General features: G+C 72.7%; 21 protein-coding genes. 7 read left to right on the top strand and 14 right to left on the bottom strand.

Features of this window, described 5'->3' with window-relative positions; all coding sequences use genetic code 11:
* Window positions 1–18: 18 nt before the first annotated feature.
* A complete protein-coding gene (locus tag AB0J08_RS25375; RefSeq protein ID WP_360638610.1) occupies window positions 19–1,215 on the bottom strand; it encodes a hypothetical protein in 1,197 nt (398 codons plus the stop codon).
* 131 nt (window positions 1,216–1,346) lie between these two features.
* Window positions 1,347–1,667: a helix-turn-helix domain-containing protein gene (locus tag AB0J08_RS25370; protein ID WP_360638607.1), complete on the bottom strand. Its 321-nt coding sequence runs from the start codon at window positions 1,665–1,667 to the stop codon at window positions 1,347–1,349.
* Between the two features lie 99 nt (window positions 1,668–1,766).
* Between AB0J08_RS25370 and AB0J08_RS25365 the strand changes: the two genes are divergently transcribed.
* Window positions 1,767–2,078 carry a putative quinol monooxygenase gene (locus tag AB0J08_RS25365; RefSeq protein WP_360638604.1) on the top strand — a complete coding sequence of 104 codons (312 nt, stop codon included), beginning with the start codon at window positions 1,767–1,769 and terminating at the stop codon, window positions 2,076–2,078.
* 6 nt (window positions 2,079–2,084) lie between these two features.
* Here the strand turns inward: AB0J08_RS25365 and AB0J08_RS25360 are convergent, their stop codons facing one another.
* The 3 genes from AB0J08_RS25360 to AB0J08_RS25350 form a co-directional block, all read right to left on the bottom strand.
* Complete coding sequence (locus tag AB0J08_RS25360; RefSeq protein ID WP_360638601.1) at window positions 2,085–2,573, bottom strand: NUDIX domain-containing protein; 489 nt, start codon at window positions 2,571–2,573, stop codon at window positions 2,085–2,087.
* A 117-nt stretch (window positions 2,574–2,690) separates the two neighbouring features.
* Complete coding sequence (locus tag AB0J08_RS25355; protein WP_360638598.1) at window positions 2,691–2,894, bottom strand: hypothetical protein; 204 nt, start codon at window positions 2,892–2,894, stop codon at window positions 2,691–2,693.
* Window positions 2,891–3,154, bottom strand: coding sequence for a hypothetical protein (locus tag AB0J08_RS25350; protein WP_360638595.1), 264 nt, complete (start codon window positions 3,152–3,154; stop codon window positions 2,891–2,893). The genes AB0J08_RS25355 and AB0J08_RS25350 overlap by 4 nt, the downstream gene beginning before the upstream one ends.
* A 136-nt stretch (window positions 3,155–3,290) precedes the next feature.
* Between AB0J08_RS25350 and AB0J08_RS25345 the strand changes: the two genes are divergently transcribed.
* Together AB0J08_RS25345 and AB0J08_RS25340 are read left to right on the top strand one after the other, a co-directional pair.
* On the top strand, window positions 3,291–4,103 hold the full coding sequence (locus tag AB0J08_RS25345; protein WP_360638593.1) for a helix-turn-helix transcriptional regulator: 813 nt from the start codon (window positions 3,291–3,293) through the stop codon (window positions 4,101–4,103).
* A gap of 10 nt (window positions 4,104–4,113) precedes the next feature.
* Complete coding sequence (locus tag AB0J08_RS25340) at window positions 4,114–4,323, top strand: DUF397 domain-containing protein (protein WP_360638590.1); 210 nt, start codon at window positions 4,114–4,116, stop codon at window positions 4,321–4,323.
* A 46-nt stretch (window positions 4,324–4,369) separates the two neighbouring features.
* On the opposite strand, the gene AB0J08_RS25335 is transcribed toward AB0J08_RS25340, so the two are convergent.
* The 4 genes from AB0J08_RS25335 to AB0J08_RS25320 form a co-directional block, all read right to left on the bottom strand.
* A complete protein-coding gene (locus AB0J08_RS25335) occupies window positions 4,370–4,831 on the bottom strand; it encodes a hypothetical protein (RefSeq protein ID WP_360638587.1) in 462 nt (153 codons plus the stop codon).
* Between the two features lie 36 nt (window positions 4,832–4,867).
* On the bottom strand, window positions 4,868–5,062 hold the full coding sequence (locus AB0J08_RS25330; RefSeq protein WP_360638584.1) for a hypothetical protein: 195 nt from the start codon (window positions 5,060–5,062) through the stop codon (window positions 4,868–4,870).
* A gap of 261 nt (window positions 5,063–5,323) precedes the next feature.
* Window positions 5,324–5,569, bottom strand: coding sequence for a helix-turn-helix transcriptional regulator (locus tag AB0J08_RS25325; protein WP_360638581.1), 246 nt, complete (start codon window positions 5,567–5,569; stop codon window positions 5,324–5,326).
* A complete protein-coding gene (locus AB0J08_RS25320; protein ID WP_360638578.1) occupies window positions 5,569–6,153 on the bottom strand; it encodes a DUF2975 domain-containing protein in 585 nt (194 codons plus the stop codon). Before AB0J08_RS25320 ends, AB0J08_RS25325 begins: the two co-directional genes overlap by 1 nt.
* A 143-nt stretch (window positions 6,154–6,296) precedes the next feature.
* Here AB0J08_RS25320 and AB0J08_RS25315 point away from each other — a divergent pair, with 143 nt between their 5' ends.
* Complete coding sequence (locus AB0J08_RS25315) at window positions 6,297–6,674, top strand: hypothetical protein (protein ID WP_360638575.1); 378 nt, start codon at window positions 6,297–6,299, stop codon at window positions 6,672–6,674.
* A 10-nt stretch (window positions 6,675–6,684) separates the two neighbouring features.
* Here AB0J08_RS25315 and AB0J08_RS25310 read toward each other — a convergent pair whose 3' ends face one another.
* Window positions 6,685–8,298 carry an FAD-dependent monooxygenase gene (locus AB0J08_RS25310; protein ID WP_360638572.1) on the bottom strand — a complete coding sequence of 538 codons (1,614 nt, stop codon included), beginning with the start codon at window positions 8,296–8,298 and terminating at the stop codon, window positions 6,685–6,687.
* Window positions 8,299–8,577: 279 nt separating this feature from the next.
* Here AB0J08_RS25310 and AB0J08_RS25305 point away from each other — a divergent pair, with 279 nt between their 5' ends.
* Complete coding sequence (locus tag AB0J08_RS25305; protein ID WP_360638569.1) at window positions 8,578–10,227, top strand: cytochrome D1 domain-containing protein; 1,650 nt, start codon at window positions 8,578–8,580, stop codon at window positions 10,225–10,227.
* A gap of 99 nt (window positions 10,228–10,326) precedes the next feature.
* On the opposite strand, the gene rox is transcribed toward AB0J08_RS25305, so the two are convergent.
* From rox to AB0J08_RS25285, 4 genes are all read right to left on the bottom strand, one after another.
* The gene (gene rox / locus AB0J08_RS25300; RefSeq protein WP_360638567.1) at window positions 10,327–11,763 is read right to left on the bottom strand and encodes a rifampin monooxygenase; all 1,437 of its coding nucleotides are present in this window, start codon (window positions 11,761–11,763) and stop codon (window positions 10,327–10,329) included.
* 478 nt (window positions 11,764–12,241) lie between these two features.
* On the bottom strand, window positions 12,242–13,387 hold the full coding sequence (locus AB0J08_RS25295; protein WP_360638564.1) for a GNAT family N-acetyltransferase: 1,146 nt from the start codon (window positions 13,385–13,387) through the stop codon (window positions 12,242–12,244).
* A gap of 21 nt (window positions 13,388–13,408) precedes the next feature.
* Window positions 13,409–14,458, bottom strand: a complete 1,050-nt coding sequence (locus tag AB0J08_RS25290) for a polysaccharide deacetylase family protein (protein ID WP_360638751.1) — start codon at window positions 14,456–14,458, stop codon at window positions 13,409–13,411.
* 525 nt (window positions 14,459–14,983) lie between these two features.
* A complete protein-coding gene (locus AB0J08_RS25285; RefSeq protein WP_360638561.1) occupies window positions 14,984–15,394 on the bottom strand; it encodes a hypothetical protein in 411 nt (136 codons plus the stop codon).
* A gap of 390 nt (window positions 15,395–15,784) precedes the next feature.
* On the opposite strand from AB0J08_RS25285, the gene AB0J08_RS25280 reads away from it, so the two are divergent.
* Both AB0J08_RS25280 and AB0J08_RS25275 read left to right on the top strand, forming a co-directional pair.
* Complete coding sequence (locus AB0J08_RS25280) at window positions 15,785–16,612, top strand: serine/threonine protein kinase (RefSeq protein ID WP_360638559.1); 828 nt, start codon at window positions 15,785–15,787, stop codon at window positions 16,610–16,612.
* Window positions 16,613–16,655: 43 nt separating this feature from the next.
* Window positions 16,656–17,827: serine/threonine-protein kinase (locus AB0J08_RS25275; RefSeq protein ID WP_360638556.1), on the top strand; the 1,172-nt coding region annotated here is incomplete at its 3' end.

Below are 17,827 nucleotides of genomic sequence, written 5' to 3'. Positions count from 1 at the left end.
TCCTTGTCACAGGGGCGGTCAGGAGAGGATGCGCTTGCACCCGGCGACGGTCTGGAGGATGGTCTCCAGGACCTCCGGCGAGGGCAGGAGGGCGCGGGTGCGGTTGACCGTGGCGGGTACGGGCAGGTGCTGGTCCCCCAGGAAGGTCCGGAGCAGGTCCTGGCCGTGGAGGTCCGGGCCCGCGTGGAAGCCGAGCTCGGTTGCCCGTCTGCGCAGCTCGGGGTCGGAGTCGATGAGGTCGGCCAGTTGGTCGGCCCGGGGCTTCAGCGCGATGATGCGCGGCTTGGTCAGAAACGCGCTGTCCGGGTAGAGCAGTACGCGCGTGGTGTCGGGTCTGCCCTTCGCCGCCTGGTGGCGGAGCTGGTAGGCGAGGTACTGGTGCTCGTAGATCACCGGGGTGGGTACGGAGTCCTCACCGCTGACGAAGGAGTCGAAGCGGTCGCTGGCCGGGCGTCCCTGGGCCTCCAGCAGTGGCTTGATGGCCTCGCCCACGGCGTCGGCAGACGTCTCGTCCGGTGCGCGGTCGCCGTTCTGGGTGAAGGCGACCTGGCTGATGTAGGTCTCTGCGGAGTTCGAGTCGCAGTACGGCGAGGTGTAGGCGGTGACGACGTTGCTGTTGATCCTGCCCGGATTGAGCCCGAGGTCGTTCCAGGTCGTGTTGGTGCGGGCGAGGTCCAGGAACTTGGCCAGGTCGAGGTCGTAGTACAGGGTGTCGGCGGAGGGGGTGCCCTGGGGCGTCGCCGCACCCCTGCCGACCAGAGCCTCGGCGTAGGCCCGGTAGGTCGCGATGACGAGCGGGCTGGTGAACGGCAGCTTGATCTTCGCGTACGCGTGCGCCTCTTCCCGGCGGTACTTGATGGTGTCGGCCGCCGCCTGTCCGGAGGGGAAGACGAAGTCGTACGAACCGAGGTCACCCTCCGCGACCTGGCGCGACCCGGCGACGTCCACCGTGACCTTGATCCGGTGGCGCATCAGGATCCGCTGCACCTCCGGATCCGTGAAGAGGTCGGCCTTGGAGGCCACGCGTCCCTTCAGCTCGACCACGGGCACTCCCGGGAACGGGAGGTTGCCGGTGAGGGCGAGTCCCCCGGTGGCGAGCACGAGGACGGCGAGGGGAAGGGCGGCGATTCTCCGGAATCGCCGGCGGGCCAGGAAGAACGGGCGTTTGCCCGCGATTCCGAGTGGAGGCTCTTCGAACGCATGGGCGGAATCCACGACTGACAGGGTGTCAGGCGGGTTGCGAAGGCGCGTGACTGTCGGCAGGTGTTCACCAACCAGTTGCGGGTTCGTTACTCCCGCCAGGCGGTCGGGCCGCGCCAGGTGTGGTCGGTGGCGCGGCCCGGTGATCAGTGAGCTCCGGTCTCGGCGGTCAGGATGGCTAGCAGGCCGGGGAAGCGGGCGTCGATGTCGGCCCGACGGAGGTCGGCCATCCGGCTGTTGCCCCGGTCGACCTGGCGGATCAGCCCGGCCTCGCGCAGTGTGCGGAAGTGGTGGGTGACCGTCGCCTTCGAGACGGGCAGGGCGAAGGAGCTGCAGGTGCGCGCCGTGCCGTCGGGCGCGTCGGCCAGCTCGCGCACCACCCGGCGGCGCAGCGGATCGGCGAGCGCGGACAGCACCTTGCCGAGCTCGATCTCCTCGACGGTCGGGTGCCCTTCCTCGTCGGGCATGGTGACCTCCCTCAGGTATGGCTTGAATCGTACCTCTCGGGAGGGGTACTGTCCCGCAAGGTACGACTGAAGTCGTACCTTGTGTGAGGGAGAACGCGGATGGATCAGTTGGTCACGCTCGTCGGAATCGCCCGCCCGAAGCCCGAACGGGCTGATGAAATGAAGGAGTTGCTGCTCTCCTTCGTCGCGCCCACCCGGCAGGAGCCGGGCTGCCTGGAGTACCACTTCCACGAGGATCGCGACGAGCCCGGCGTCTTCGTCTTCTACGAGGCGTGGCGAAGCCAGGCCGACCTCGACGCCCACCTGGCCCTGCCGCACCTCCGCGCCTTCCGGGAGAGCCGGATGGACTACCTGGCCAGCGACCTGGAGATCCGATTCCTGACCATGCGGAGCCCCTACGGCGAGGAGTAGCCGCCGCTACTCGGCGGGGATGCCGCGCAGGAGGAAGGGGAGGTGGGCGCCGCGGGCGAGGGCGGTGAGGGCCTGGGTGGCGCGGCGGTGCTGGTCGGTGGCCATGGTGTCGGCGAGTCGGTCGGGCTGGACCCAGTGCAGGGCGACGATCCGCTCCGGGGGTCGGTGGCGGGTGACGGTGGTTTCCTGGGCGCGGGTGAGGCGGCCGCCCCAGTAGACGAAGTTGACGCCTTCGGGGAGGAGTCGGGCGTCGACGTAGTCGGTGGCGAGGATGTTGCGCAGGGGGAGGACGAGGCCGGTTTCGGTCTCGGTGTGACGGCGGGCGGCGAGGTGGGGGAGTTCGTTGCGCTCGGCGCTGCCGCCGGGGAGGGTGCAGCCGTTCTTGTAGGTGGTCTCGACGAGCAGGACGGCGCCGTCGGTGTTGAGGACGAGGGCCTGGTGGCCGAGGCGGCGGCGGGGCGGGTTGGTGAGGATCTCGGGCAGCGGGTACAGCATCGCGGGTTCCTTTCGATGGAAGTCGATGAGTGCCCGGCCCGGCTCGCGGCTGGGGTCGCGAGCCGGGCCGGGCTTCCCGCGTGCGCGCACCACACCGGCACGCGGGAGTTCGAGGGCTCAGCGGCCGGGTGCGGCCGCCGACAGCCAGGTGAAGCAGGCAGGCAGGCCGGTGGCGACGCCGGTCGCGAGGATCACTCCGGAGATGAGGAGTTGGGGACCGAGGGGTCCGTCAAGGATCGGCCAGCAGACGAGCGCGGCGGCGCCGGCGCTGAGCGTCGGCACGGCGAGGGCGGCGGTGACGAGCCTGAAGTCCGGGCTCACGCCGCGTCGTTGGCGCGGGGATGGCTCCGGTGCTGGACGGCCACGAAGCGGGGGTTGTCGAGCGGTCGGATGTGGTCGGGGCCCGTGGTCCACTCGCACCCGCCGGCTTCGGGCCTGAGGTAGGCCGCGCCGCCGAGGGTGTCCATGTAGACGGCCTCGGTGGGCTGCCCGCTGGGGGACCGGTGGGCGAGGTCGCGGACGACCTCGCCCACGGCGGGCTGGTACGCGGGCATACGGGGGGGGGGGGGGGGGCTGGGCATGAGGGCTCCTTGATTGCGCTGAGCGCTTGGATCGTTACGACCTGTATCCATGGTGGGGTGGACGGGGCTACGATCGGAAGGCTTCGCACTGGACACTTTGCTCATGTGGGATTCAGGATCGGAAAGGTGATCGATCATGCGGCGTACCGATCTTGACCCGACGTCATCTCCCGCTGCTGCGTTCGGAGTCCAACTTCGCAGGTCGCGGGAGGCGAAAGGGTTGACCCAGGTGGGTCTGGCGGAGCTCATCGGGTACAGCGACACGCTCGTGTCGAGCATCGAAAGAGCTACACGCAATCCCACTCAGCCATTCGCCATCCAGGCTGACAATGTGCTTGAGACCGGCGGGACACTGGAGCTGATGTTCTGGAACCTCAGCAACACCTCGCTCCTCGAAGGATTCCCCGAATACGCAGCTCAGGAGGCGAAGGCGGTCGAGATCCGGCACTTCGAACTCGGCGTTGTCCCCGGGCTGCTGCAAACCCAGGAGTATGCGGCGGCGTTCGCGGCCGCCGCTGTACGACGCGGAAGGATCACGCAAGAGCAGGCGGACGATCGGCTCAACTTCCTGCTGACCAGGCAGAAGTTGCTCGACCGCAAGCCGCTGCCATGGCTCCACTTCGTCCTGGACGAAGGCTGCCTGCGGCGTCCAGTGGGTGGGCAGAAGGCGATGAGTCGCCAACTTCGGCACCTGGAGGAGCTGGCGAGCAGGCCCAACCTCACTATCCAGATCGCCCCCTACAGTCTCGCGGAGGAGCTGCCCTTCACGATGGTGGTCACGTTGCTGTCCATGGCGGACCGGTCCTTGCTCGCCTACTCGGAGTGCCAGCTACGCGGATTCCTTGTCCGGCAGAGCGAAACCGCCAGGGTCCTGGAGAGGGACTACCATCAGCTAGCAGTGGAAGCGCTGCCGAAAGCCGCGTCTCTGGAGATGATCCGCCAGGCGTGAAAGGAACGTCATGAACGGCCTAGACCTGTCCAAAGCAATGTGGTTCAAGGCTTCCTACAGCAACAACGGGGGGACTTGCGTGGAGGTGACAGCCGACTTCCCCGGACTCGTCCCCGTCCGTGACTCGAAGGACCCCGAGGGCCCTGCACTCGTCTTCCCGTCCGACGCCTGGCAGTCGTTCGTCGCCGGTGTCCAGGCCGGCGAGTTCGGCACGGTCTGACCGATTGTCGCCTGCGGTCCCCGACCGGCATGCCGGTCGGGGACCGCTATGCGTGGCTCGTCCGGCCCCACGGCTCGGGCACACCAACCCGTACGTCCAGGTCCCACAGGACGCATTCCTCGCCGGGGCGGGCCACGAACGACCAGGCCACGGCGGTGCGGTGCAACTGTTCTGGCATCGATCCCGCCCGCTTCGCGTTCCCGGGCAGCTCGCCGTCCCGGGGGTGGTGATGGAGAAAGCGTCCGTAGGCCGCCTGGCAGAAGGCCGCGTAGCGCTGGGTGCACAGGATCAGTCCGTGCCACGCCTCGTCGACGGCGAACGAGGGCATGCCGATGATCTGCCGGTCCAGGACCGCGGCGCCGCAGCACCGCAACCACTGCCGTAGCCCGGTCTCCACCAGCTCCCGGGGCTGGAACGGGCAGGTCTTGTAGACGGCCGGGGGGAGTTCGAGCGCATCGACCGCCGACTGCACGCGGTTGATGCGCCGTGAGAATGTTCGCGGAAGCACGCCTTCTCCGTTCCCCGTGTCGCCCGGTCGACCCGCTCAGCTGCCGCCGCACCCTCCACCGCAGCCGCCTCCGCCACACCCGCCGCCGCCGCACCCTCCACCGGAGTTGCTGCTGCCGCCGTCGCCGCCCCGGTAGCGGGACTTCCTGCGCTTGTCGCCCTGTCCCAGGACGGCTTTGATGCCGAACCCGACGACTCCCACGACGATGAAGAAGATCAGCCAGCCCGTCATTCTTCAACTCCCCCCAGTAGCGCCGGAAGAGGCCTGTCGGCGCACCCGGCGTACCGGGTCGCATGTCGCGCCCGAAGGCGGCCCCCGCCGGCGTTCTTACCTCATTGTCCCAGCAGGGACTGACACCGAAACGGCGCCAGGTCGACCTGGAGTGGACGGAACCATCGCCGTGGCGAGCCGGTGATGAGGGACGCCCCGCGTCCGCCGGGAGCGGCGGACGCGGGGCACCGGAGCGGGTCGGGCCGGAGACGGTCGGGCCGGCTACGGGGAGGAGCGTCCGTCGGGGGCGGGTTCGTGGGTGATCAGGTCCCCCGGCTGGCACTGGAGGACCTCGCAGATCCTCGACAGGGTCGAGAAGCGGATGGCCTTGGCCCGGTCGTTCTTGAGTACGGACAGGTTGACGACGGTGATGCCGACCTGCGCCGACAGCTCGGTCAGCGTCATGCCGCGCTCGGCGAGGAGGCGGTCGAGGTGGATCCGGATCGCGTGGTGTTCCTCGTCGGCCATCAGATGGTCCCTTCGAGGTCCTCTCGCATGCGCACGCCCTCGCGCATGATCTTCCCCATGATCACTGCGGCGAGGCCGGCGAGGACGAGCACCAGCGGTCCGGAGAGGGTCGGTCCGGAACCCACGATCGGCGCCATGCTGTCGACGAGCCAGGACTGCGACCAGCCGGCGACGAGGCCGGTCACCAGCGTGCCCGCGGTGACGAACCAGCCGAGGGCGGAGAGCTGTCGCGACACCGAATCGGTGAACGGCCCCTGCCGCGTGACGGTCTTCAGCAGCCGGGAGAAGAGCAGCAGCGCGAGGGTGCCGAAGAGCGGCCAGGGCAGTCTGCCCCCGAGGTCGGCGGCGCGCTGCCCCATGGAGGGGCTGTCCTGGCACAGGCGCGTGGCGCTGGCGGCCGCCTCCGCGCCGTTGCCCAGGTGGAGGTCGTCCGCCAGTGGGGCGTTGGCCCAGAAGCCCGTCTGCACGCAGACCGCCCCGTCGTCGAGCAGGTGCGTGACCCCTGTGCCGAGGAAGGTGAGCCCGCAGAGTACCGCCAGCGCAAAGGTCGCCGAGGCCAGGGTCCTCGTGAGTCGTGTGTTCACTACGTTCCTCCCCATCGAATTTCGATATGCTCAAGGTAGCGGAGCATATCGATATTCGACAAGCCCATGACTGTCGGCGGGTCGGGCGAGGAGCGCGGCGCTCGGTTGTCGTCATAATGACGAATAGTCGCTACGCTGGCCCCATGCGAGTAACTCTCACGCGTGCCAGCGTCGCCATGGGGGACGACGTGGACGCCCCCCACGAGTACGTCCGGCAGCCCGACGGCTCCTCCACGCTCGGCGAGTTCGTGCGACAGGTCGCGGTCTCGGGCTACTTCCCGCAGATGGCCTGCTGGGTGCTGTACATCGGCCCGAGCGAGCCCCCGGCCGTCCCGGTCGCGATGCTGACGGCCCCGTGGGACGAGCCCCGCTTCCTGGAGGATGCCGCGCGACACCGCACCCTGGACTCGCTCGCGGACGGCAACGGCGAGCTGAGCCTCTTCTTCGACTACCGGACGCGCCTGGCGCCGGAGACGCTGTGGCGGCAGCTGCTCGGCGCCGGCAGCCCCCCGAGCGCCTGATCGCCGACGTTCACCCCGCGCCGAAGGTGCGCCGCAGGCCGCCCACCAGGCCCTCCGGGGTGGGCGGGTGGAACCGCCCGGCGAGATGGCCGTCGGGGCGGACGAGGAACGCCTCGCCGGGGCGGGCCGCGTAGGCGCTGCGGAACTGGCCCCCGGCGTCCCGGGCGGTGGGCAGTCGCCACTGTGGTGCGGGTGCGTCCGGTGCGAGCACCGCGTAGACGTCCAGCAGTCCGTGGGCCGTGGAGAGGGCGGCCACCGCGCAGGTGGTCACGTGCTCGTCCGGGGTGGCGGCGTCGACGTGGAACAGCAGGGTGTGGCGCGGGCCGCGCAGCAGGTCGAACAGCCTGAACGGGTGGTTCGCGAGCGCCCGTTCCAGCCCCCGGCAGTCGGGTGCCCGCTCGCCGGGTGCGGGCGCTCCCGCACCAGTGGCGGGCTCGACGAGCGGGCTCTCCGGGTAGCCGACCAGCAACTGCGCCTCCCGCCGCAGGATCGTTTCCAGGTCCCCGGGATCCGCCGGCACGCCGGCCCGCGCGTGCCGCACCGTCCGGCCGACGACCTCGGCGCCGACCGGGTGCCGTTCGGCGTGGTAGCTGTCCAGCAGGCCGTCCGCGCCGATGCCCCGGACGGCGAGCGCGAGTTTCCAGGCGAGGTTGTAGGCGTCCTGGATGCCGGTGTTCATGCCCTGGGCCCCGGTGGGCGGGTGGATGTGGGCGGCGTCGCCGGCCAGGAAGAGCCGCCCGGCCCGGTAGCGGTCCACCAGGCGGTGGCTGATCCGGAAGGTGGAGGACCAGCGCAGTGCCGAGGCCTGCGTCGGCTGTGGCGAGAGCCGGTCCAGCACGGCCTGGATGTGCCGCAGTTCGGGGGCCGCTCCGCTCTCCAGCCCGTGCTCCACACCGTCCCCCGGGCCGCCGTCGCGGGCCAGCTCGTCCGGCACCGTCATCGACATCCGGTACCGCCCCCGGCCGGGGAGCGGGATGCAGACCAGCACGTCGTCCACCCGGCCGTCCGCGCCGTGATGGGTGGCGCGGATGCCGTACCCGGCGGGGAGGTCCCAGTCGACCTCGACGTCGCCCAGCATGTACTGCTCGGGGAAGGCGTCGCCCTCGAAGCGCAGGCCGGCGGCCTTGCGGACCAGGCTGTGCGCGCCGTCGCAGCCGACCACGTAGCGCGCCCGGACCTCCTGCCGCCCGGAGGCGGTGCGGAGCAGGGCCCGCACGCCGTCCGGGTCCTGCTCGACGGAGACCAGCTCGACGCCGCGCTCGACGTGCGTGCCGTATCCGGCGAGGTGCTCCGTGAGCAGCCGCTCCGTCGTGTACTGGGGCAGCGCGGCGAAGGTGTACGGGATGTCGGGCGGCAGCGTGAGATCGACCCGGGGGCCGGGCCGCCCGTCGACGAAGAGGAGCTGGCCGTGCATCGGGACGGCCTCGTCGAGGGCCGCCCGGACCATGCCCATGGCGTCCCACACCTCCATGGTGCGCGGCTGGACTCCGACGGCCTTGGCGTAGTGCTGCGGACGGTCCAGCCGGTCCACGATCCGGCAGTCGACCCCGTGGCGCCGCAGCTCGGCGGCGGCCGTCAGCCCGACCGGGCCCGCGCCCACCACCAGTACGTCGGTCTCGTCCATGGCCGCTCCCCGGGGGACGTCCTGATCGGCTCCCTCCAGGCTGCTCCCGATCGGCGCCGGTCCGCCACCTGGCCGCCGCCGGGCCGTGGGGGACGGCAGGTGTCGCCCCCGGGAGCGGTTTCGGGTGGCGACCATTTCCAAACACTTGGCGACAATCCCGGTCAACTGATGACGGTCCGTCAAACAGCCTTCTACGCTTCGGGCGGCCTCAGTGGCCGCGGAACCGCCCCTGTGCCGAGCGTTCCCCCGATGCTCCGACGAGTCTGGAGAAATCCCCCCGTGAGAATAAGCCGTTCCCCGAGCCGCACCTGGACGGCCGTGGTCGCCACCGGCGCGGCCACGGCCGCGCTGCTGGTGCAGCCCGGCACTGCCTGGGCCGTCGCGCCCGCGCCCGTCGTGACGGCCACCGTCGCCGTGGCGCCCTACCCGGCGGGCGTCGCGCTCGCGCCGGACGGCAGCCGGGCGTACGTGACCAGCCAGAGCAGCGGCACCGTCACGGTGCTCGACGCCGTCACCGGCGCGGTGTCCGGCACCTTCACGGCCGGAACCGGCTCCTACGCCGCCGCCTGGGCCCCGGACGGGCGGCACGCCTACCTGACCCACCACCTCGACGGCGCGGTGAGCGTGCTGGACACCGCGAGCAACACCGTGACGGCCACCGTCCCGGTCGGCGCCGAGCCCTTCGGCGTGGCGGTCGCGCCCGACGGCGCCCACGCGTACGTCAGCAGCGCCGGTGCCTCGGCGGTGAGCGTGCTGGACACCGCGAGCAACACCGTCACCGCGACCGTCCCGGTCGGCGCCGAACCGCACGGCGTGGCGGTCTCCCCGGACGGCGCGCACGTCTACGTGGCCGCCTCGGGCGCCCGGACGGTGGACGTCATCGACACCGCGACGAACACGGTGAGCGCCAGCGTCCCCGTCGGACACGGCGTCTTCGGCCTGGCGCTGAGCTCCGACGGCAGCCGCCTCTGGACGGCCAACGGGGGCGACGACACCGTCAGCGTGCTGGACACGGCGAGCCGCACCGTCGTGGGGACGGTGACGGTGGGGGCCAACCCGTTCTCGGTCGCGCTCTCGCCCGACGGGAAGTCCGCGTACGCCTCGAACTACACGGACGGCACCCTGAGCGCGATCGCCACCGCGGACCGCTCGATCACCGCGACGGTGCCGGTCGCCACCAACCCGTACGCGCTCGCCCTCACGCCCGACGGGCGGCGCGGCTACCTCGCCGACTTCGCCTCCGGCGCCGTGACGGTGCTGCGCTTCCCGCTGCCGGTGCCGGTGGTCACCGGGGTCAGCCCGTCGTCCGGCCCGCAGGCGGGCGGGACGACGGTCACCGTCACCGGTACCGACCTGGCCGGGGCGACCGCCGTGAGCTTCGGCGCCGCCGGGAACGCCACCGCCTTCTCCTGCACGGAGACCAGCTGCACCGCCACCGCGCCCGCCGCCTCCGCCGGCGGGGCCGTCGACGTCCGGGTCACCACGGCCGGCGGCAGCAGCGCCGTCGTCCCGGCCGGGCGCTTCACCTACGTCGCGCCCACCGCCGACCTCGCGGTCGCGCTCAGCGCCAACCCGGTCGGCGGCCTGCTCTCCGGGCGGGTGGACTACACCCTCACCGTGACCAACCAGGGCCCCGAAACGGTGACCTCGGCGACGGTCACCGCCGATCTGCCCGCCGGCCTCACCTCCTCCTCCACCGACTGCACCGTCGCGGCCGGCAAGCTGACCTGCACGATCGCCGGTCCGCTGGCGAAGGGGACGAGCGTCACCCGGCACCTGACGGTCCACGTGGGCCTGCTCAACCTCGGTCGGACCTTCACCGTCACCGCCGCCCGCACCGCGAGCGCGCCCACCGACCCGGTGGCGGCCAACGACCGGGCGTCCCGCACCTGCTCGGCGACCCTGGCGCTGCTGATCAGCTGCGGCTGATCCCCTCGGTCCGCGGCTCCGCCCCGTCGTGTGAACGGCGGGGCGGAGCCGCTCCACAGGGGGGACCGGCCCGCTGCCGCGTGTTCAGCTGACGCGTGTTCAGCCGACGGGAGTGCCGAACCACCGGGCCAGCCGGTCGATCAACTCCTGCTGATCGTCACCGACCCACGCCACATGGCCGTCCGGCCGCAGCAGCACCGCGGGCACGTCCAGCTCCTCGCTCGGGTCGACGACGTGGTCGACCCGGTCCGCCCAGCCCGCCACCGAGAGCCGGCCGGTCCGGTCGAGCAACAGACCGCGGCCGTCGTGCATCAGCTCGTAGAGGCGGCCCCGCTTCAGCCGCACGTCCCGCAGCCGCCGGCCGAGCAGGTCGTGGCCCTCGCCCAGGTCGTAGCGGACCTCGACCGCGGTGATCATCCCGGTCACGTAGCGGTTCACGTCCTCGAAGTCCATCAGCTTCGACAGCAGGGCGCGCAGCGCGACCGCGCCCGGCTCGGTGCCCATCAGCGTGATCTGCGCGCGGGTGTTGTCCAGCACGGCGGCGCCGACCGGGTGCCGCTCGGCGTGGTAGCTGTCCAGCAGTCCCTCCGGCGCCCGGCCGTCGACCGTGGCGGCCAGCTTCCAGCCGAGGTTGAACGCGTCCTGGATGCCGAGGTTGAGGCCCTGTCCACCGGTCGGCGGGTGGATGTGGGCCGCGTCCCCGGCCAGCAGTACCCGGCCGACCCGGTAGCGCTCGGCCTGCCGGGTGGCGTTGCCGAACCGGGACAGCCAGCGCGGCGAGTGCACGCCGAAGTCGGTGCCCGCGAAGGCCCGCAGCTGCTGGCGGAAGTCGTCGATGGTCGGCGCGGTCGTCCGGTCCTCGGCCACTCCGTCGGCGGGCACGACGATGCGGTACACGCCCTTGTTCCCGTCGATGTCGGGGACGGCGCCGAACCGCAACTGGGTCCGCCGGACCTCCTCGACGACGGCGGCGATCGTCGCGGGATCCGCGGTCGCCTCCATGTCGCCCAGCAGTGTCTCGACGGTGGAGGGCTCACCGGGGAAGCCGACGCGGAGCAGCTTGCGCACCGCGCTGCGGCCGCCGTCGCACCCGACGGCGTAGCGCGAGCGCAGCTGCGTGCCGTCCGCCAGCCCGACGGTCACCCCGTCCTCGTCCTGGCTCAGCCCGACCACCTCGCAGCCGCGCCGGATCTCGGCACCGAGTTCCAGGGCGCGCTCGTCGAGCAGTTGCTCGGTGATCTGCTGCGGGACGGTGAGGCCGTACGGGTGCGCGGTGTCCAGGGTGTCCGGCCACGGCTTGTGGATGCCGCCGAAGAACCCGCCGACCTGGAACGTGTCACTGACCGCGAGGAACCGGTCCAGCAACCCCCGCTGGTCCATCATCTCGACGCTGCGCGCGTGCAGGCCGCGACCGCGGGACTGCCTGCTCGGCTCCGCCGACCTCTCCAGCACGACCACCCGCACTCCGGCCAGCCGCAACTCGCAGGCCAGCATCAGCCCGGTCGGTCCGCCGCCGACCACGATCACGTCAATCATCTGAACGCCCATTCAACGAGATTGGATTTCGGCCGGCCGTCGTTCCGCGCGGTCCGGCGGTGCGCTCACCCGGGGCGGCGCACCCGAGGCCGTGCCACCGCGCGCTGCGCGCCACGTCGGCGGTACCGCGTCCCTGCGGGACCGATAGGACGACAAACGGATGTGTACCTGGTGAAGGCCGCCATTTCCGCAGGTTCCGGCCTTTGGTCGACCATTTTGCGCCGGTACCGGGGCCTTGCCGCAAGGCCCCCCTTGGGCTATATCTTGATAGTGGCGAGGAGTGGGTGGACCTCCGAACGCCACGAGCGCGGCATCCGGCTCGCGTGCCGTGACCGGCGGTTGCGTTCCCGCCCTGGCAGTTGCGCTCCTGCCCCGACAGTTGTGCTCCGGCCCCGGCCGTTGTGCCCCCGCCCGGAGCGCGCCGACGGCTGTTGCCCGCCCCGACCGCCGTCGATGGTGCACCGTCGGTGGCCGGCGGTCAGCCCCGCCGGGCCTCCTTGGCCCGGTACTTGAGGCCGAGCAGCGCGCCGGAGAGCCCGTGCGGCACCAGCCAGGAGACGTCCTCGCGGTCCACCGCGCCGAAGCGGTACTTGTAGGGCTCGGTGCCGCGCAGGAAGTCGAAGGTACTGAGGCCCTGCCCGGCGGCCGCCCGGACGGCTTCGGCGATCACCGCCGTGCCGAGCCGCAGCGGTGCCCAGGTCTGGTCCCAGCCGATCTGGTAGTAGGCGAAGGTGTCCCGCCAGCGGAACCCGTAGAGGACGCCGACCACCTCCCCGGCCCGTTCGGCGACCAGGAAGGCCGGGCCCTCGCCGCGCCCGGTGGCGGCCGAGCGCTCGATCAGCCGGACGTGCAGCGGCGCGCGGGCCGCGTCGAACGTGGTCGGGAGGCCGAGCGCGGCCCGGCGCAGCCGGTGCAGTCGGAGCACGGTGTGCAACAGGCCGTACCGCTCGGCGAGTTCGCCGTCCCCGACGGCCGGCGCGACCCAGCGGAAGGTGATCCCCTCGGCGGCGAGCTTGCGGCCGTAGCGGCGCAGATCGGCGCGGAACTGGCGGGAGCCGAGCGCGTCCGGGCCCGCGGTGAGGTCGACCCGCGGGCACGGGGTGCGGCCGACCTCCACCGCACCGGCCGGCAGCAGCGGGCCCTGGCCGAGGTCGAGATCGGTGAACAGCAGCGTCGCCCGCCGGGCGCGGCACGCCAGCCAGGCGGTGACCTCGGCGCGCCGTTCGGGCGCGGCGGTGACGCCGCAGTGGTCGGCCGCGCCGGGGCCGGAGCCGAGCACCGTCAGACAGGGGACGCTCAGCGGCGTGCGCGGATGCAGCCGTCGCCGGGTGCGCAGCAGCGGGACGACGGCGCTCACCCGGCCGTCCGGTTCGCGCCAGACCGTGACCTCGCCGGCGCCCTGTTTCGCGCCGAGCGTCTCCCACCAGGAGAGCGCCCACTCCGGTGTGGTGAACCACGAGCCGCCCGGATCGGCGGCGGCCAGCTCCCGCCAGCCGTCCAGCACCTCCGCCGGCAGTGCGGCCGTCCGGTACCGGACGGGGCCGGACGCCCGGCTGGTCGCCCCGGTCGCCGCAGTCGTTCCCGGCGTGTCCGTGCCCGTCGTCTCGCCCTCCGTCGTCCCCAACGCCCCGCCCCCACGTGTCGTTCAGACGCCGCCGCGCAGTCGGTGCACGGCCGGGTGAAGCCCGGAGAGAATTGTGTCGAACCTGTCCCGGCTGGTGGTGGAGTTCACCCGAAGACGGCTGATCCGCAGTGGGTGTCCGGGCAGCAGCCGGTCGTGCCGGTGGTCGAACAGGAAGCCGACCCGGTAGCCGAGCCGGCGCAGCACGGCGTCGGCGCGCTGGTCGACGTTGCCGTTGGGGTAGGCGAAGGCGGTGGGCTCCTCGCCGTCGAGCCAGCCGGTGAGCGCGTGATGGGAGCTGCTGATCTCGTCGTACAGCGTGGCGTCGTCGCACTGGTCGAGGCAGGGGTGGCCGGCGCTGTGGTTGCCGATCGCGACGCCGGAGCGGTGCAGTGTCAGCAGGTCGTGCCGGGTGAGCTGCTCCTGCCGTGGTGCGGGGGTGCGGGCGCTCTCGCGCAGCTCGGCGAGGGCGGTGCGGCGGTCACCGTCGGGCAGGGTCTTCAGCCGGCGCACCACCGCGCCGGGAGCGCAGCCTGCCAGGCTGCGTGCGCGGCCGCCGTGGGAGGCCAGGTAGGCGGCCTCGGACCACCAGAACGGCCGGTCGGTGTCGATGAGTTCGGTGACCACGAAGGCGGCCGCCGGGATCCGGAGCCGGGTCAGCACGGGCAGGGCCTCGGTGAGCACGCTGCGGTCGCCGTCGTCGAAGGTGACCAGCGCGCTGCGGGCCGGCAGCGGACGCCCGGAGCGGACGGCCTGCTCGACCCGGGCCAGGGAGACCGGGCGGGCGATCCGGACCAGACGGGCCATCTGGAGCGCGAAGGCCCGCGGGTCGTCCACACCGTGGTAGGCGAGGACGGCGAGGCGGCGGGTGGCGGCGAGCCGGAACAGCGGCTGGATCGGGGAGTTGCGCAGCACCGCGTCGACGCTGCTCCGGCGGTCGGCGAGCCGGCCGCCCGGCGGGACGCCGGCCGCGGCGCTGGTCCCGGCCACGGTGCCGGCTTGGTCGGTCGGGCCTGCCGCCCTGGCGGTCGGGCCTTCGCCGGCCCCGGTCGAACGCGTGGTCCCCTCGGGCATCGACACGCTCCCCCTCCTCCCCGTGAGCACTGCCACGAGCGCTCCCGTCGGCACTGCGGTGGCGGGAGTCGGGCAACGGCACGCGGGCAGGATCCGCCGCTCGGCGCACGCCTGCCGGGTGGGCGGCCCGCCCCGCTCCCCGGTTTGCCAAGATAGTGCAAAGTCCCATGCTCCGAGGAGGGTTGCGCACGGCGGGCGGGTTGCGGGGGGAGGTTGGCGCATTGTCGGCGCGCGCTTGGCCTGAGTGCGGGCCGGGAGCTTCCTGAGTGGCTGCTGGTGGGGGATTGCTCGGCGGGCCGGTCCGGGCGGCTCGGGCGGTCCCGGGTGCGCCGTTCCCGGATCGGCGGTGCCTCGTGCCCGGGGATGCGCCGACGCGGCGGTGCGTCGTGCGCGGGTGGGTCGGCCGCCGGTTGCGGACCCGGCGGCCGACCCCGGAGAGGGGCCCGACGGCCCCGGCTCGTGGATCCCCGGTCTGCCCCGCGGTGTCACGGGGGATCTTCGGGGTCTTGCGGGTTCTTCGGTGGATCAGAACGGGCCGGTGCAGGTGGTGACGTGCTCCGAGGCCTCCCGGGCCGGGCCGCCGACCGCGCAGATCATCCGGAGGTCCTTGGTGACCACGCGCGGCGTGACGGCCTTGGCGAAGCCGTTGGTGACGGTGGTCGCCGAGGCGACGGTGACCCACGGGCTGCCCCAGGCCCGCTGCGTCCTGACCTCGACCCGAACCAGCGTCAGCTGGGCGGGGGAGGACGGCGACACCTGCGCCACCCCGACGACTCCTCCGCCGTCCTTCTCCAGCCAGACGCAGGGGTGGTCGACCACGGCGGTACACGCCGCGGCACCGGTCCCGTTCGTCGTCGTCGCCGCCGAGGCCGGGGTGGCCATCGACGCCGTGATCCCTGCCACCGCGACCATCAGGGCTGCGATCCGAGCGCGCATGATATGAACCTCCTTGGAAATCAAGGGAATCTCACTCCGTGGGATGAGTCTTGCACATTTCATGGGCATGCCATATGTGCGCTGCGTCACACTCAAGGTGACGGTTCAACTACGTACCGCAACCGGTGGCCCGGACTCCGGTCGTGCGACCCCGGGGCGCCCGGGCGCCCCGGCTGCCGGCGGCCCGGTCGGCCCTGGTCTGCCCCGCGCAGCGCGGTGCCGGTCCCGGGCCGGGCCGGTGGAGTGTCAAGTCCTTTCCGGGGCAGCATGGTTGGCGCCGTCGCGCGCGACGCCGTACTCGTCGGGTACCCCATTCACTCGTACGGGTGGCGGACCGGCGCGAGGCCGTTCGGACGGCTACGATCGACGCGACCTACGGAGGTGGCCTGCATGGACACGGTCATCGTGCAACTGCCCGAACCCCGCCCCCAAGCCCGGCCTGGCGGACGACCCGCACCGATCGGCGGGCGGCCCGGGCCGTCCGGTGGGCGCGCGGCGCCGCCCGGCCGCCCGGCGCTGCTGCACCTGGGCCCGGGCGAGGTCGCGCAGTTCGGGCGCGGTGAGCCCGGCCGACCGCTCGCCATCCCCCTCGCCGACCAGGGCGTCTCGCGCCGCGCCGGCGAGATCACCGCCGCCGAGGACTACTGGCGGCTCTCCAACTTCAGCGCCTCCGCGACGTATGTGGTGGAGAACCTCGAAGGGGCCGGCGAGCACGTCAAGGTGGCCCCCGGCCGGCTGGGCGCGCCGGTGCCGTTCGAGTTCTCCCGGGTCCTCCTGCCGGCCCTCGGCGGACCGGCCGCGTTCAAGGTCTTCGCACCCCAACACGCCTATCTGGAGGGCGAACCGGCCACCGACGAGGGGGAGCTGACGGTCAGCCCGTTCGCCCTCGACCCGACCTCCAAGTACTTCCTCGTCCTGCTCGCCCTCTGCGAGCCCCGACTGCGCTCGCCGTCCGCCGCCTTCGTCCCCGGCGTCACCGACGTGCTGGCCCGGCTGCGCGCCCTGCCCTCCTGCCAGGGGCTCACCCGATCCGCCGTCAACTACCACATCGACTACCTGGTGGCCACCAAACTGCGGCTGCGCGAGGCACCCGACGAGATCGCGGAGGAGGCGGCCCGGGGCGGCGGCAAGCGGGAGGAACTCGTCGCCCTGGCCCTGAGGTTCGACCTCGTACGGGAGGAGCACCTGGCCCTGCTCCCACCCCGGCGGGTCGGCTGACCCCGTCGTGTCGTCGCCCGTCCGGCCCGGTGACCGGGGATCAGTGCGGCCCGGTGAACCGCCCTTCGACGTGCCGTTCGGCTACGCCGTCGCCGGGTACCGCATCGGCGAGCCGATCGGCGCCGGCGCCTGGGGCAGCGTCTACGCCGCCCACCGGCCTGGCCGGCCGGCCGACCTCGCGGTCAAGTTCCTCTGCCCGGCCCGGCTCAGCCCCGGCCAGCGCCGCACCATGGCGCAGATCGCGCGCAGCGAGATGCGGTTCAGCCGCCGCGCGGACCACCCGAACCTGATCCGCACACTCGCCGTCGTCACCGTCGACGACCCCGCGCACCCACGGCTAGACGGCGCCCTGGCCCTGGTGATGGAACGCGCCGCCGCCAGCCTCCAGGACGTTCTCGCCGACGCCCGGCCGCACACCCCCGTCCCCGGCGCCGAACGGATCCTCGCCGGGATCTGCGCCGGCCTCGCCCACATGCACGCCGCGGGCTGGGTGCACGGTGACCTCAAGCCCGGCAACATCCTGCTGATGCCGGACGGCACCGCCAAACTCGCCGACTTCGGCCTCACCGCCGAACTGGAGGGCACCCACGCCTACGGCCCGCCGCTCGGCTCGCCCGACCACGTTCCACCCGAGTGGTGGTCCCAGCGCACCGGTGTCCGCGGCGTCGTGGTGCGGCCGAGCGCCGACATCTGGGCCTTCGGCGTCGTCGCCCACCAGTTGCTCACCGGCGGGCTGCACCCCTTCCTCGGCGCCACCGCCCGCGCCCGCTCGCTCGCCGCGCAGGCCTACGCGCGCGGCGCGGCCCCGCTGCGACTGGACGACGCGCTGCCCGCGCGCCGTCGCCCGGCCGTCGCGGCCTGCCTGGCGGCGGACCGCGCGGAGCGGGCCCGGGTGGACCTCGCCGCCCTGGGGGCCGAGCTGCTGGCCGCGGCGGCGGAGCGGCCCGGGGCGGCCGGGGAGGGTCGCCTCGGCCGTCTCCTCGGCCGTCGCCCCGGCCGTCGGCCCGGGCTGCTGGCGGGAGCCGGCCTGGTCACGGTGGTCACCGCCGCACTGCTCCTCAGCGGTGGCCCGGAGCCGACCGGATCGATGCCGGGCGGATCACTGTCGGGCGGATCGCCGTCGGGCGTCCTGACGGTCCGCCTTCTTCTTCTTGTCCTCGGGTTCGTAACCCGGGCGCATGGCCCACAGCGGTTCGAGGATCTCGTCCAGTTCGG

The sequence above is a fragment of the Kitasatospora sp. NPDC050463 genome (genome assembly GCF_040655255.1).
Classification (GTDB): domain Bacteria; phylum Actinomycetota; class Actinomycetes; order Streptomycetales; family Streptomycetaceae; genus Kitasatospora.
The sequence above is the reverse complement of the archived record's forward strand: the minus strand, read 5'-3'. Positions and strand labels throughout refer to the sequence as shown.

What these genes read in the sequence shown, in the direction of transcription:
- rox (WP_360638567.1), bottom strand. Translation starts at nt 11,763, where the DNA reads ATGATTGACGTGATCGTGGTCGGCGGCGGACCGACCGGGCTGATGCTG.
- AB0J08_RS25330 (WP_360638584.1), bottom strand. Translation starts at nt 5,062, where the DNA reads ATGACGGGCTGGCTGATCTTCTTCATCGTCGTGGGAGTCGTCGGGTTC.
- AB0J08_RS25280 (WP_360638559.1), top strand. Translation starts at nt 15,785, where the DNA reads ATGGACACGGTCATCGTGCAACTGCCCGAACCCCGCCCCCAAGCCCGG.
- AB0J08_RS25285 (WP_360638561.1), bottom strand. Translation starts at nt 15,394, where the DNA reads ATGCGCGCTCGGATCGCAGCCCTGATGGTCGCGGTGGCAGGGATCACG.
- AB0J08_RS25310 (WP_360638572.1), bottom strand. Translation starts at nt 8,298, where the DNA reads ATGGACGAGACCGACGTACTGGTGGTGGGCGCGGGCCCGGTCGGGCTG.
- AB0J08_RS25325 (WP_360638581.1), bottom strand. Translation starts at nt 5,569, where the DNA reads ATGGCCGACGAGGAACACCACGCGATCCGGATCCACCTCGACCGCCTC.
- AB0J08_RS25315 (WP_360638575.1), top strand. Translation starts at nt 6,297, where the DNA reads ATGCGAGTAACTCTCACGCGTGCCAGCGTCGCCATGGGGGACGACGTG.
- AB0J08_RS25370 (WP_360638607.1), bottom strand. Translation starts at nt 1,667, where the DNA reads ATGCCCGACGAGGAAGGGCACCCGACCGTCGAGGAGATCGAGCTCGGC.
- AB0J08_RS25350 (WP_360638595.1), bottom strand. Translation starts at nt 3,154, where the DNA reads ATGCCCAGCCCCCCCCCCCCCCCCCGTATGCCCGCGTACCAGCCCGCC.
- AB0J08_RS25340 (WP_360638590.1), top strand. Translation starts at nt 4,114, where the DNA reads ATGAACGGCCTAGACCTGTCCAAAGCAATGTGGTTCAAGGCTTCCTAC.
- AB0J08_RS25345 (WP_360638593.1), top strand. Translation starts at nt 3,291, where the DNA reads ATGCGGCGTACCGATCTTGACCCGACGTCATCTCCCGCTGCTGCGTTC.
- AB0J08_RS25365 (WP_360638604.1), top strand. Translation starts at nt 1,767, where the DNA reads ATGGATCAGTTGGTCACGCTCGTCGGAATCGCCCGCCCGAAGCCCGAA.
- AB0J08_RS25360 (WP_360638601.1), bottom strand. Translation starts at nt 2,573, where the DNA reads ATGCTGTACCCGCTGCCCGAGATCCTCACCAACCCGCCCCGCCGCCGC.
- AB0J08_RS25290 (WP_360638751.1), bottom strand. Translation starts at nt 14,458, where the DNA reads ATGCCCGAGGGGACCACGCGTTCGACCGGGGCCGGCGAAGGCCCGACC.